This window comes from Nocardia cyriacigeorgica NBRC 100375, assembly GCF_000308555.1.
GTDB lineage: Bacteria > Actinomycetota > Actinomycetes > Mycobacteriales > Mycobacteriaceae > Nocardia > Nocardia cyriacigeorgica.
Genome location: NZ_BAFY01000088.1, coordinates 1 through 12,964, shown reverse-complemented (window position 1 = coordinate 12,964; position 12,964 = coordinate 1). Strand labels below are relative to the sequence as shown.

12 protein-coding genes, 1 pseudogene and 1 riboswitch are annotated in these 12,964 nt (G+C 70.4%); of the genes and pseudogenes, 8 read left to right on the top strand and 5 right to left on the bottom strand.

What is annotated here, in order from left to right; genetic code table 11:
* From ftsL to RJ05_RS08655, 5 genes are all read right to left on the bottom strand, one after another.
* On the bottom strand, positions 1–870 hold an 870-nt coding region (ftsL, locus tag RJ05_RS08675), incomplete at its 3' end, for a cell division protein FtsL (RefSeq protein WP_174343914.1).
* Positions 871–1,004: 134 nt separating this feature from the next.
* Positions 1,005–1,979 (bottom strand): 16S rRNA (cytosine(1402)-N(4))-methyltransferase RsmH, encoded by a 975-nt coding sequence (rsmH, locus tag RJ05_RS08670; RefSeq protein WP_036535314.1) that lies wholly within the window; start codon positions 1,977–1,979, stop codon positions 1,005–1,007.
* A 262-nt stretch (positions 1,980–2,241) separates the two neighbouring features.
* Positions 2,242–2,673 (bottom strand): division/cell wall cluster transcriptional repressor MraZ, encoded by a 432-nt coding sequence (gene mraZ / locus RJ05_RS08665; protein ID WP_036535307.1) that lies wholly within the window; start codon positions 2,671–2,673, stop codon positions 2,242–2,244.
* A gap of 472 nt (positions 2,674–3,145) precedes the next feature.
* On the bottom strand, positions 3,146–3,571 hold the full coding sequence (locus RJ05_RS08660; RefSeq protein WP_036535305.1) for an SCO2097 family morphological protein: 426 nt from the start codon (positions 3,569–3,571) through the stop codon (positions 3,146–3,148).
* A gap of 111 nt (positions 3,572–3,682) precedes the next feature.
* Positions 3,683–4,138: an SAV_6107 family HEPN domain-containing protein gene (locus RJ05_RS08655; protein WP_228785199.1), complete on the bottom strand. Its 456-nt coding sequence runs from the start codon at positions 4,136–4,138 to the stop codon at positions 3,683–3,685.
* Positions 4,139–4,310: 172 nt separating this feature from the next.
* On the opposite strand from RJ05_RS08655, the gene RJ05_RS08650 reads away from it, so the two are divergent.
* The 8 genes and pseudogenes from RJ05_RS08650 to RJ05_RS08615 all read left to right on the top strand — a co-directional run.
* The gene (locus RJ05_RS08650) at positions 4,311–4,922 is read left to right on the top strand and encodes a GNAT family N-acetyltransferase (RefSeq protein ID WP_036535300.1); all 612 of its coding nucleotides are present in this window, start codon (positions 4,311–4,313) and stop codon (positions 4,920–4,922) included.
* Between the two features lie 7 nt (positions 4,923–4,929).
* A complete protein-coding gene (locus RJ05_RS08645; RefSeq protein WP_036535298.1) occupies positions 4,930–6,498 on the top strand; it encodes a phytoene desaturase family protein in 1,569 nt (522 codons plus the stop codon).
* A gap of 56 nt (positions 6,499–6,554) precedes the next feature.
* The gene (locus tag RJ05_RS08640) at positions 6,555–7,364 is read left to right on the top strand and encodes a carotenoid biosynthesis protein (RefSeq protein ID WP_234012296.1); all 810 of its coding nucleotides are present in this window, start codon (positions 6,555–6,557) and stop codon (positions 7,362–7,364) included.
* Between the two features lie 169 nt (positions 7,365–7,533).
* A complete protein-coding gene (locus RJ05_RS08635) occupies positions 7,534–8,730 on the top strand; it encodes a TerC family protein (RefSeq protein WP_036535295.1) in 1,197 nt (398 codons plus the stop codon).
* A 69-nt stretch (positions 8,731–8,799) separates the two neighbouring features.
* Complete coding sequence (locus RJ05_RS08630; protein WP_051016359.1) at positions 8,800–9,579, top strand: LppM family (lipo)protein; 780 nt, start codon at positions 8,800–8,802, stop codon at positions 9,577–9,579.
* Between the two features lie 3 nt (positions 9,580–9,582).
* The gene (locus RJ05_RS08625) at positions 9,583–10,731 is read left to right on the top strand and encodes a glycosyltransferase family 2 protein (RefSeq protein WP_036535293.1); all 1,149 of its coding nucleotides are present in this window, start codon (positions 9,583–9,585) and stop codon (positions 10,729–10,731) included.
* A gap of 226 nt (positions 10,732–10,957) precedes the next feature.
* Positions 10,958–11,052, top strand: a riboswitch (SAM riboswitch).
* Between the two features lie 77 nt (positions 11,053–11,129).
* Positions 11,130–12,752, top strand: coding sequence for an ABC transporter substrate-binding protein (locus tag RJ05_RS08620; RefSeq protein ID WP_036535291.1), 1,623 nt, complete (start codon positions 11,130–11,132; stop codon positions 12,750–12,752).
* 2 nt (positions 12,753–12,754) lie between these two features.
* Positions 12,755–12,964: pseudogene (locus RJ05_RS08615) on the top strand (ABC transporter permease); the annotation flags it as partial.

The window sequence follows — 12,964 nt, the reverse complement described above, 5'->3', positions numbered from 1 at the left end:
CGCTCCGTCCACCGGGGCCGGCGCGGCTTCGGCCGGTGGAGCCGGTGCGGGCGCTGGACCGGCCGCCGGTGCAGGCGGTTGGGCCACCGCCGGATCGGCGGGCGCGGGAGCAGGGGCTCCTGCCGGAGCCGGAGCAGGTGCCGCGCCGGGAGCGGGGGCCGGTGCGCCAGCGGGCGCCGGGCCTGCGGCGGGCGCAGGGTCCGGCGCGGGGGCGGGTGCCCCAGGCGTCAACCCGGCGCCCACCGGCGGGGCGGCGTTGATCTGAGCCCCGCCCGGGCGTTCGGCCGGAGCGCGGGGCGTCGATGTCACCGGGACGACTCGCTCGCCGTGGCTCTGCGGCGCACCCGGGCGGTCCGCGGCGCGAGTGGGCGGCGGGTTCAGCGGCGGCACCGGTGCGCCCTCGGCGGGCTTCGGGTCGCCGATGACGATGATGCTGCCGTCGGGCGCGACCACCAGGCGCGCCGGGTCCTTGGCCGGGATCATGCCCAGCTCCCTGGCCCGCGCGGCGAGTTCGGGCGCCGAGTCGGCGGCCTCCACTTCCCGCTGCAGGGCCGCCCGCTCGTCGGCGAGGGTCTGGTTCAGCTTCCTGGCATCGCTGAGCAGGTAGCTGTCCTCGGCGGCGCGGGTGGTGAGCAACAGGGTGAGCGCGAGCCCGCATCCGAGCAGGGCGAGGATCGCCGCGACGAACGGGATGCGGGTGGCCATGACCGAGCCGCGCGGCAGCACCGCATCGAGGGCGCCCGCGCCTTCGGCGCGCAGCTTGCGGCGAGCGTAGGCGCGTTGCGCCGCACCGGATTTCACCCGCTCGGCGGCCTGCACTCGGCGGGCGATCCGCCCGGGCTCGGCGACGGTCGATGTCCGTACGCTCACGCTGCGCCCTCCTTTTGCCTGGCCGGGACGCTTCCCGTGCTCAGCCGAGCTGCTGCCCGCGGGCACCGACCCGCTCGTGCGGGTCGTCTCCCGTCTCCCCGTGGAAGGCGGCCCGAGCGTCGTCGTCGCCCTGCTCATGCACCCTCCTGAATCCGTTCCGCCGCGCGCATCCGCACCGGGGCGGCACGCGGGTTCTCCTCGATCTCTGCTTCGGTGGCCTGCTCGGCGCCGCGGGTGAGCAACCGGAATTCCGGACCCATCCCCGGCAGTTCCATCGGCAGGCCGACCGGCGTGCGCGAGGCCGCACGCTGTGCCAGTTCGTGTTTGACGACGCGGTCCTCGAGCGACTGATACGACATGACCACGATCCGCCCGCCCACCCGCAGCGCGTTCAGCGCCGCGGGCAGTGCGGCCCGCAGCGATTCCAGCTCGCCGTTGACCTCGATCCGCAGCGCCTGGAAGGTGCGTTTGGCCGGATGCCCGCCGGTGCGGCGGGTGGCGGCGGGGATGGCGTCGTAGAGCAGTTCGACCAGCTGGGCACTGGTGGTGAACGGCCGCTGCTGCCTGCGCCGCACGATTTCACTGGCGATCCGGCCGGCGAAGCGTTCCTCGCCATAGGTTTTCAGGATCCGGGCCAGCTCGCCGTGGCTGTAGGTGTTGAGCACATCGGCGGCGGTGGGACCGGTGGTCGGATCCATCCGCATGTCCAGCGGTGCGTCCACCGAGTAGGCGAAGCCGCGATCGGTCTCGTCCAGCTGCATGGACGAGACGCCGAGGTCCATCAGGATGGCGCTGACCGAACCGGTGGCCGGCAGCCCTGCCTCGGCGAGGGCTTCCGGGATGCCGTCGTATCGGGTGTGTACCAGGGTGATTCGGTCCTGGTAGGGCCGCAGTCGCTCGCCCGCGAGGGCGAGGGCGTCGGTGTCGCGGTCGAGCCCGACCAGCCGGATCCGCGGGTAGGTGCGCAGGAAATGTTCGGCGTGCCCGCCCAATCCGAGGGTGGCGTCGAGGTAGACGGCGCCGGGCTCACCGAGCGCGGGCCCGAGCAATTCGTCGGCGCGCTGGAGCAGGACCGGGACATGGCGCGGGCCGTGCTGTTCACGGTTCACCTCGACCTCCCGGATCTTGCCTCGCTTCGTCACGCACCGATATCGGGTCGCCTTGTTCCACAGTGTTTTCGGCGAACACCGCGGGTAGATGGGTTGTGCTGTCGTGAGTGATTGCTCTGGATTGCGGAGCAGCGAATGCTGCGGGATTCGGACCGGATGTCGGTGACGAATGCCCCGTGGTCTCTGACCGAAGCGGCACCTGGCGTCGGGGAAGTACGTCAGGGTCCGCATCCGGGCAGAGGCCGCGTGGCACTCGTTCGGGCTAGAAGATCCCGCCCAGCGACTCGTCTCTCGCTTGTGCGTAGTCCTCCTCGTGTTCGGCGAGGTAGGACTCCCACGCCTGCTTGTCCCATATTTCGAGGAAGTCGACCGAACCGATCACCACGCAATCCCGTGACAGGTTGGCGTAGCGACGATGATCCGCCGACAGCACGATCCGGCCCTGAGCGTCCGGACGTTGTTCGTCCGTGCCTGCCGCGAGAGCCCGGACGAACGCCCGTGCCTGCGGGTTGCTCCGAGACGCCGCCGCGGCTCGCCGCGCGAGCGCGGTGAACTCCTCTTTGGGGTACACGGCAAGGCTGTGGTCCTGCCCCTTCGTGACCATCAACCCTCCCGCCAGATCGTCTCGAAACTTCGCAGGCAACGTGAGTCGCCCTTTGTCGTCCAATCGAGGTGTGTAGGTACCGAGAAACAACTCGACACCTCCCTACCGGACCACCTCGATCACGCATGGCCGGAACTCGCTCCGGCCGAGCGCCTTACGGCCTCTCCTGTAGTGCGCGCTCCACATTACCCCACTTTCCCCCACTTTCAATCGAAACACGGGGTGATCTGGCTCCCCGCTTCGGCGATTCCGCAGGTCATCCCAGCTATCACTGGGTGGAAGAACTTTTCCGGCGCTTCACCTCCCCGCGCGCGTCCGGACCGACCCACCCCGACAACAACCAGCAAACTCCCAGGTACACCCCAGGATCGAGAGCCGGTGGGGGAAGGTGGGGCGCGATCGTGGGGCGATGTGGGGCTCGGCGGGCCGAGCCGATTCGTGCCGACCGGTCGGCGCGACACGCCGTGGACGCCAAGGGGTGTGGACACAGACGAACGGCGGTGCGGCACCGGGGATCCGGTACCGCACCGCCGTTCGGGTCAGAACTCGGGCGAGCGGGAGGCTACTCCTGCTCGAACCTTCTGCGGAAGCGATCTTCCATGCGTTCGGAGAAGCCACCGGACCGGCGCTGACGCCCGCGGCCACCGGCGCCGGGGCCGGACGGGCCGCTCGACGGCGCTTCGCCACCGCGATCGCTGCCGCCGGCCTTCTTGGAGCCACCGAGCAGCAGCAGCACTCCGGCACCGAACATGACGATGAATCCGATCAGGCTGATGATCGGGAAGCCGCCCGGCTTCACCGGCGCGGCGATACCTGCGACGAGTAGGAACAGGCCGAGGACGAACAAGGCGGCGGCCTGGAGTCTGCGTCTACTCGAGGTCGTACGAAGGCGTCCGCCGCGGACGGACGAGGCGAACTTCGGATCCTCAGCATAGAGCGCGCTCTCGATCTGTTCGAGCATGCGCTGCTCGTGCTCGGAGAGTGGCACGGTACCTCCCCCGGCACTAGGACGTGGCTGTCGCCTCCGGGTAGGCGACAGATAGCCGACCTTGGCGGCTATCTGTCTCCAATGATACGAGTTCGATCAGGGCCGTACCACCTACTCGCCGATAACTCGCGGACCGATCCCGAACTCGGGCTCCGCCGGGCCACGCAAACGGGCTGCCGGCGCGATCAAATCCTCCACGTCGTGCAGGAACGCGCCGACCCGCGAGTAGAACTCGTCGGCCTGGGTGTGGCCTATCTCGCGGGGCAGGCCCGCCTCGAGCGCCGCGCGCGTCTCGGAATGGGAGCCGAAGTAGTCGGCCCACATCACGAATTCCGGGGCGGCGCGTTGCAGCATCACCCAGGCATTGCGCGACCGCGCCCGCGGTGCCGCGTCGGCGCCGGTGGCCGCGAGCACGGCACCGGCCCCGCGCAGGGCGGCCAGATAGGCGGTGCGGAAACGTTCGCGTGGATCGTGCTCCCCCGCCGCTTCCATCAACAGCCCGTCGGCGCGGCGCAGCAGCATGCCCGCGCGCCCGGGCCGGCCCGGATGAACGTTTCGACCAGACATCAGCCGTCCCTCCACCAGTCGCACACCCCGGTCCGAGGCCGATGGCCGACCGGACGGTCGGCACCGCACGAACCGAACAGGTATTCGAACGTTTGAATTGAGCTTGAATATAGAGACGACCACCGACATGTTTTCCCGCTCGCGCATCCAGCATCCCCACGACACGAGAGCCATGACCGCCGTCAAGCCACATCACACCCCTGCACCCGTCGTCGTCGACCTCTCGGTGACGGCGCTGCGTGCCCGGTTGCACGACGCGCTCGCGGTGTACGTCGCGGCGATGGACTACCCGCGCGGCACCGAACACCACCGCGCGCCCATGTGGACCGAACACACCTCGCGCGCGGGCTGGCAGGCCGTGGCCGCGGTGATCCCCGACGACTCCGGCTACTTCGATGTGCGCACCTCGCCGATCGTGGCCATCGGCTACGGGTACCGGGGCGCCCCGCATCAGTGGTGGCAGCAGCAGGTCTACACCGGGATGCGGCGGTCGAGCTGGCCGGAGCATTCGGCACGGGAGCTGCTGTCGGACTACTTCGAGCTCACCGAACTGCATGTGCACCCGTCGGCGCAGGGCCGCGGCATCGGTTCGACGCTGCTGGAGCGGCTGCTGCGGGACCGGCCCGAGCGGGCGGTGCTGCTGTCGACCCCGGAGGTCGACGCCGAGGACAACCGGGCCTGGCGGCTGTACCGGCGCGCCGGGTTCGCCGATGTGGTGCGGCATTTCATCTTCGCCGGAGACACCAGGGAGTTCGCCATCCTGGGCCGGCGGCTGCCGCTGTGAGCGCGCGATGACGATCGTCGTCGTCGGTTCCGGCCACAACGCGCTGGTCGCGGCCTGCTATCTGGCGCGAGCCGGGCAGCGGGTCGAGGTGCTCGAGCGCGACGAGGTGCTCGGCGGTGCGGTGTCGACGGTGCGGCGATTCCCGGGGCACCTGGTCGATCGCGGGTCCTCGGCGCACATCATGATCCGGCACACCGGCATCATCGAAGAGCTGGAGCTGACCCGCTTCGGGCTGCGCTATATCGATTGCGATCCATGGGGTTTCACGCCCGCGGGCCCGGACGGGCGCGCGCCCATCGTGTTCCATCGCGACCTCGACCGCACCTGCGCCTCGATCGCCGCGGCCTGCGGCGACCGCGACGCCGACGGCTATCGCCGGTTCGTGCGGGAATGGGGGCCGCGCAGCGCACGGGTGATGCGCGCGTTCGGCGGCGGTCCGACCCCGGGGCATCTGCTGCGCTCGTTCTGGGGGTTGGACGCGAGCGCGGGCGGCAGCGCGCTGTCGCACGAGTTCCTGCAGTCCGGTGACGCGCTGCTGGACAGCCTGTTCGACGACGAGCGGCTCAAGGCCTCGCTGGCGTGGTTCGGTGCGCAATCCGGCCCGCCGATGTCGGAGCCGGGGACCGCGCCGATGGTGGGGTTCGCGGCACTGATGCATACGCTGCCGCCCGGGCGCGCGGTCGGCGGTAGCGGGGCGTTGACCTCGGCGTTGGTGGCGCGGCTGCGCTCCGACGGCGGTGTGGTGAGCGGCGGTGACGCGGTGACCGAGGTGCGCCGCGACGGTGACGGCTGGCGGGTGCGCACCGCGTCCGGACGGGAACTGGGTGCCCGCGCCGTCGTCGCGGGCACGCACATCCTGACCACACTGGATCTGCTGGGCGCGGGGGGTTTCGACCCCGCGACCCTGGCGCACTGGCGCCGCCGGATCCGGGTCGGTCCCGGTATCGGGATGGTGGTGCGCGCGGCGACGAACGCGCTGCCCGCCTACCCCGGTAGTTCGGCACGGGAGTCGGCGCGCGGGTTGCAGTTCCTGGTCTCCGAGCGCAGGCAGTTGCGGGCCGCGCACGGTGCGGCGATGGCCGGTGCGCTGCCGCCGCGGCCGGTGGTGCTGGCGATGAGTTTCAGCGCGCTGGATCCGAGTATCGCCGCGCCGGGTGAGCATCAGCTGTCGCTGTGGTCGCAGTGGCATCCGTACCGGCTCGCCGACGGCGGCGACTGGGCCGGGCTCGGCGAGGCCGAGGCCGAGGCCGACCGGATCATCGGCGAAGTCGATTCCTACGCACCCGGTTTCGCCGCCTCGGTGCTGCGCCGGTTCGTGCAGACACCGGCCGATCTGGAGCGTGAGCTCGGCTTGCTCGGCGGCAATGTCATGCATGTGGAGATGTCGCTGGATCAGATGATGCTGTGGCGGCCGCTGCCGGAGCTGTCGGGGCAGCGGGTGCCGGGAGCGCCTGGGCTGTATCTGACCGGCGCCTCGACCCATCCCGGTGGCGGTGTGTCCGGTGCCAGCGGCCGGACCGCGGCGCGGCTGGTGCTGCGTGATCAGGGCCGGTGGGCGCGGCTGTTGCGGAGATGAGCCGGATGGAGCCGGATTCCGGTCCCGCGAGCGACGCAGGCCGAGGCGGATTCGCAGTGGCGGTGCTCGCCCGGCGACCGGCTGCCGGTGCGCTGGTCCCCGGCCTGCTCGCGGTGCTGTGGGTGCTCAGCCAGATCGCCTACCCGCTCACCGGCGGCACCGCACGTGATCGGGTGACGGTGCTGGTGGTGGTGCTGGCGGCCGCGACCGCATTGAGTCATGCCTGCTACACCCGCGGTCCTCGCTATGCCGCCGGCGTGCTGCTGATCCTGTCCGGCACCGGACTGCTCGCCGAGATCATCGGCACCGCCACCGGAATGCCGTTCGGCTGCTACGACTACGCCACCGACCGGCTGGGGCCCGCCCTGGCCGGGGTGCCGCTGGTGGTGCCGCTGGCGTGGACCGGCGGGGTGTATCCGATCTGGGTGGTGGCGGGTCTGCTCACGCGGCGGACGTGGTGGCGGGTTCCGGTCACCGCCGCGGGCGCGCTCGGCTGGGACCTGTTCCTCGACCCGCAGATGGTCGCCGACGGCCAATGGCAGTGGTGCGTCACCGATGCGGGACTGCCGGGCGTCGAACACATTCCGCTCACCAACTATCTGGGCTGGCTATTGGTCGCGACGGTGATGGCGGTGCTGCTCACCGGCTGGGAGCGCACGGCACCGTGGCGGCGCGGCGGGAACGCGGTGCCGGTGGCGGTGTTCGGGTGGACCTGGCTCGGTTCGGCGCTGGCGCACGCGGTGTTCCTGGATCTGCCCGCCTCGGCGTGGTACGGCGCCGCGGGGATGGGACTGCTCGGCGTGCCGCTGCTGGTGCGATGGGTGCGCGAGCGCGGTGTGGCGACGGCGTCTCGCGGATCTCGCTGAACGGCGACGAGTTCGGGGCGGGTTCGCCCATGTCGCGCCCCGGATCGAGTAGGTTCGGACCCGTCGGGGCAGTAGCTGCGGGCAGGCCAGGGCGCGGTAGCGCGAGTGGAGCCGGTCGCGGCGCACCCCGGCGCCCGATCGGCTTCGTCGTCCACGATCCGGAGGGAATATGCAGGTATCGACGACGGTATGGACCCTGACCCTGGTCCTGATCGCCGGACTGCTGCTGTTCGACTATGTCTTTCATGTGCGCAAGGCGCATACCCCCACGCTGCGCGAGGCGGGGATCTGGTCGGCGATCTATGTGGGCATCGCGGTGCTGTTCGGGTTCGTGGTGCTGATCTTCGGCGGCGTGGCCATGGGCACCGAGTATTTCGCCGGCTATGTGACCGAGAAGGCGCTGTCGGTGGACAACCTGTTCGTCTTCCTCGTCATCATCGGCAGCTTCCGCGTTCCGCGCGAGTACCAGCAGAAGGTGCTGCTGATCGGGATCGTGTTCTCGCTGGTGGCGCGGACCGGGTTCATCTTCCTCGGCGCTTCGCTGATCAATGCCTTCGCGTGGGTCTTCTACGTCTTCGGTGTGCTGCTGCTGGTGACGGCGGGCAACATGCTCGCGCCCGCGGAGACCGAGACCAGGTCGGCGGACAACATCGTGATCCGGGTGGCGAAGAAATGGTTTCGCACGACCCCCGATTACGACGGCGACAAGCTGGTCACCGTGCGCGACGGCAAGCGCATGCTGACCCCGATGCTGCTGGTGATGGTGGCCATCGGCGGCACCGACGTGATGTTCGCGCTCGATTCGATTCCGGCGATCTTCGGCCTCACCCAGAACGTCTACGTGGTGTTCACCGTGACCGCGTTCTCGCTGATGGGGTTGCGGCAGCTGTATTTCCTGATCGACGGCCTGCTCGATCGGCTCATCTACCTGTCGTTCGGATTGGCGGCGATCCTCGGTTTCATCGGCGTCAAGCTGATCCTGCACGCACTGCACGAGAACAATCTGCCGTTCATCAACCACGGTGAACCGGTGCACGTGGGCGAGATCGGTACCGGCGCGTCGCTGCTGGTGATCCTGCTGGTGCTGGTGGTCACCGTGGTGGTGTCGGTGATCAGCCCGCGCGGGCGCGCCCAGCAGGCGGTGGCCAACGCGCGCAGGCACGCCACCGACTACCTCGACCTCGGCTACACCGCCGACCAGGCCGAACGCGACCGGATCTTCGGGCTGCTGCGCAGCGAGGAGCAGCGGCTGCGGGCCCTGCCGGAGAAGTACCGGCGCCGGATCCGGCAGGAGGACGAACTGATGGAGCTGCTGCGCCATGCCCACCGCCGCCACGACGAAGCGGTGGCCACGCGCAGCCGGTAGCGAGACCCACCTGGGACAATGCCGCCGATGCGCGGTGTCGCGTGCGTGGCGCGGCGCGCGCCTGGCACGATGTCACCCGTGCAGCCGAGTCCCGACACCACGACACCCGACGTTCCGGTTCCCTCGCCGCGTGCGCCCCGCCCCGGGATCCGGGTGACGGCGGCCGTGCTGCTGGCGGCCCTGCTGGTGCCGGTGCTGGCCGGATGCCTGCGGGTGCAGGCCTCGATGGGTGTCTCGTCCAACGACCGGGTCTCCGGCCGTATCGTCGCCGCGGTGATCCCGGCCAACCCGCAGGACAAGGGTCCGCAGTTGAAAGCGCCGGACACGCTGGCCACCAAGATGCGGGTGGAGCCCTACAGTCAGGACGGCTATGTCGGCAGCCAGGTGTTCTTCGACGACCTCAACTTCGGCGAGGTGCAGCAGCTGGGGCAGCTGTCGGAGCAGACCCAGGGCATGTTCCAGTTGCAGTTCCAGCGCACCGGTGATCTGGTCAGCCTCAATGGCCGCGTCGACCTGAAATCGGTGCCGCCGCACGGCTCGGACGTGCAGTTCAGCATCGCCTTCCCGGCCCGCATCGCCAAGACCAACGGTAATCGCGAGGGTGATTCGGTGGTGTCGTGGAAGCTGCCGCCCGGCGACGTCACCAATATCCGCGCCGAGGTGAGCTACGCCGATCCCAACACCCGCTCGTTCGCGGGCTGGGCCGGCATCGTCGGCGGCATCACCCTGGCCGTGGCCGCCGTGGTGGCGGCGATGGCCTACGTCAACCGCAATCCGGCGCCGCCGAATGCCCCGGAGCCGAGCTTCGACCTCGGGCGCTGGTGGCGCGAAGTGCGCAGTAGTCGGTAAGAGTTGTCGCTGCTCACCCGCGCAGTCCAGGTCGGTGCCGGGATCGCGGTGACGGGATGCGCTGGTGCGGTGGGAAATCTGCTGACGATGCGCCGGTTGCGGTCCGGGCCGCCGGTGCACGAGACCGTGGCCGTCTGTGTTCCCGCGCGTGAGGAGGCCGAGCGGCTGCCGCTGCTGGTCGCGGACCTGCGCGCACAGACCGGTGTGCCCGGGTTGCGGGTGCTGATCCTGGACGACGGTTCTACCGATGGCACCGAGACGGCGGCGCGGCAGGCGGCCGGCGATGATCCGCGCATCACGGTGCTGCGCTGCGATGACGAGCCCGAACGGGGCTGGACCGGTAAGGCCGCCGCGTGTGCCCGCCTGGCCGAGGCGGCCAGGGCGACCGGTGCCACGGTGCTGGTCTTCGTCGATGCCGACGTGCGGCTGCAACCTCCGGCGATTGCCGCGGCGGTGACCGAATTGCGGGCGCGGCGATTCGCGCTGGTCTCGCCGTGGCCTCGGCAACTCGCCCTCTCCCCTGCCGAACGCCTGGTGCAGCCGCTGCTGTGCTGGTCGTGGGCCACGACGTTGCCGGTGGCGCTCGCCGATCGGGGCACGCGCCCGTCGATGGCGGTGGCCTGTGGGCAGTTCCTGGTCTTCGACGCGGCGGCCTACCGCGCCATTGGCGGACACGCGGCAGTGGCGGGCAGCGTCACCGAGGATCTCGATATCGCCAGGGCTGTGCGGCGCCGTGGCGGGCGCACGGCGGTGGTGGCGGCGGGTTCGATGGCCCGCACCCGGATGTACCGCGACGGGGCCGAGCTCGCGGCCGGGTACACGCGGTGGCTCTGGTCGGCCTACGGTGGCTCGGCGCTCGGTGGTCTCGCGGTGGGAGTCGTTGCCGCATTGGCGTATTGGGTTCCGCCGCTGGCCGCGATCACCGGGCGCGGTGAGATCCGGCGGATCGGTGTGCTCGGTTACGCGGCGGCCGTCGCCGGTCGTATCGTGGCGCGCTGCGTGGAAACCGGTCGGCGCCCGCACCGCGGCGACGTCGCTACCGCATGCGCCCATCCCGTCGCGGTCGGCGCCTACCTCGCGCTCTGGGTCCGGTCACGCCGGGCTCGGCGAGCCGACGCGCTCGTGTGGAAAGGACGCGCACTCCCGGCCTGAGTGCGAACCGCGCCTCGTCGCGGAGCCGGCGCCTCGGCGGCATCCACTGCCGTGGGCCGACGACCTTCGCATCCGGTGCCGCTACGTGTTCACCTCCGCGGACCACGCGTGCCGCATCGCCGGACAAGAGCTGAACTCAGCCTGATTACTACCATTGTGCTGCGGTTTCCCTGCGACGCATGATGATTCGGCCCGATCGGAACGCCGACCAGCGTCCGGTCCGGCGACACCATCCAGAGCGACCGAGAGACCTGGCTCGCCGACGTCGCAGCAACCCCCCGCCTCGCCGGGTGCGGGTGCTTCTGCCGGGACCGATGGAGGCACACATGGTCGAGTCCGCAGTCCGCCCGTCGCGGCGACGCGCAGGGCTCGTCGGTCGTGTCAGAAAGGACGACGACATGGCCGTATCCGTCAGGGCGGCATTCGCGGGCACGGTGCTCACCGCCGCCGCCACCCTTGCCGCCTGCGGCTCCCCGGCCACGGCGCCGGGAGCCGACGCGGGCCCTCCGCAGCCGGGCGGAGTACTGCGCTACGGCCTGTCGCAGCCGCCGACCTGCGCCGATCCCGCGCAGGCCGGCACCAACCAGACGATCTACGTCGCACGGCAGGTGGTCGATTCGCTGACCGACCAAGATCCCGAGACCGGCGAGTTGCGGCCGTGGCTGGCCACCGGCTGGGAGGTCGCGCCGGACGCGAAGACATTCACGTTCCACCTCGCCGACGGGGTGAGCTTCAGCGACGGCACACCCCTGACCGCCGACTCGGTGCGCAAGAGCTTCGATTCGATCGTGCGTACCCTCGGCGCCGTCAAGGCGCCGCTGGGCAGCAGCTACCTCACCGGCTATGTCGCGACCACGGTGGTGGATCGGTTGACGGCGCGGGTGGAGTTCAGCGCGCCGAATGCCCAATTCCTGCAGGCGTCCTCGACGCCGCAGCTCGGTATCCTCGCCGACGCCACCACCTCCCGCTCCGCCGAGGACCGGTGCGCGGGTGCGGCGACGGTGGGTTCGGGCCCGTTCACCTACGCCGACTACCGCCAGGACCTCTCCGCCACCCTGGTGAAACGCCCCGGCTACCGGTGGGGTTCGGCGGTGTTCGGCCATCAGGGCGAGGCCTACCTCGACCGCATCGAGTTCACCGTGGTGCCCGAATCGGGGGTGCGGACCGGTTCGCTGTCTTCGGATCAGCTCGACGCGACCAGCGACGCCCTCCCCCAGGACGCGCCGCAGATCGAGGCGACCGGCGGCCGCGTGCTGAGCACACCCAATCCGGGTATCCCGTTCGGGTTCCAGCCGAATGTGACCCGTGGGCCGTTGCGTGACCCGGAGGTGCGCCGGGCGCTGCTCACCGCGATCGACCGGCGTGAGCTCGTCGATACCGTGCTCGGGCCGCAGTTCCGGCCGGCCACCAGTGTGCTGGCCTCGAGAACGCCTGGCTACCAGGATCTTTCCTGGGTCGCCGGCTTCGACCCGGACGCGGCGCGGGCGAGGCTCGACCGGGCGGGCTGGGTGCCCGGCGCGGACGGCATCCGGGTCAAGGACGGCCGGCGCCTCGGATTCGCGGTGACGTTCAGTCAGGTGTTCGCCGGTAATCAGGCGATCCTCGAGCTGATCCAGCAGCAGCTGCGGTCGGTGGGCGTGGACCTCACGCTGGACCTGGTCTCCAACGCCGAGTACACCGCACGGCAGAACAGCAAGGATTTCGACGCGCTGTACTACAACAGCACCCGCGCCGATGGCGACATCCTGCGCACCGGATTCGGCCTGGACGGCCGCAACTTCAATGTCCGCCCGCCGATCCCCGCCCTCGACGAGGTGCTCACCGCACAGCTCGGCGCGGTGGACCCGCAGGCCCGCGCGGCGCTGATCGGGCAAGCTCAGCAGCAGATCCTCGACCAGGGACTGTGGCTCCCGACCGTCGAGTTGTCCCAGGCCATCGGGGCGGGCCCGGCGGTGCAGGACCTGAAATTCGATGCCTCGGCGCGGTTGCAGTTCTTCGACACCTGGCTGAGCGGACGCTGATCATGACCCGATATGTGCTGCTGCGGTGCGTGGCCGCGGTGTGGGTGCTGTGGGCGGCATTCACCATCTCCTTCGTCGTGCTGTATCTGCTGCCGTCCGATCCGGTGGCCATCGCGGCCGACGGCGGCGGTGGCGGCACCCCGGTCGACGCGGCCGCCCTTGCCGAGATGCGCGCCAGGTACGGCCTGGACCAACCGCTGTGGGAGCAGTAT

What these genes read in the sequence shown, in the direction of transcription:
- RJ05_RS08645 (WP_036535298.1), top strand. Translation starts at nt 4,930, where the DNA reads ATGACGATCGTCGTCGTCGGTTCCGGCCACAACGCGCTGGTCGCGGCC.
- RJ05_RS08620 (WP_036535291.1), top strand. Translation starts at nt 11,130, where the DNA reads ATGGCCGTATCCGTCAGGGCGGCATTCGCGGGCACGGTGCTCACCGCC.
- RJ05_RS08635 (WP_036535295.1), top strand. Translation starts at nt 7,534, where the DNA reads ATGCAGGTATCGACGACGGTATGGACCCTGACCCTGGTCCTGATCGCC.
- RJ05_RS08630 (WP_051016359.1), top strand. Translation starts at nt 8,800, where the DNA reads ATGTCACCCGTGCAGCCGAGTCCCGACACCACGACACCCGACGTTCCG.
- RJ05_RS08655 (WP_228785199.1), bottom strand. Translation starts at nt 4,138, where the DNA reads ATGTCTGGTCGAAACGTTCATCCGGGCCGGCCCGGGCGCGCGGGCATG.
- RJ05_RS08650 (WP_036535300.1), top strand. Translation starts at nt 4,311, where the DNA reads ATGACCGCCGTCAAGCCACATCACACCCCTGCACCCGTCGTCGTCGAC.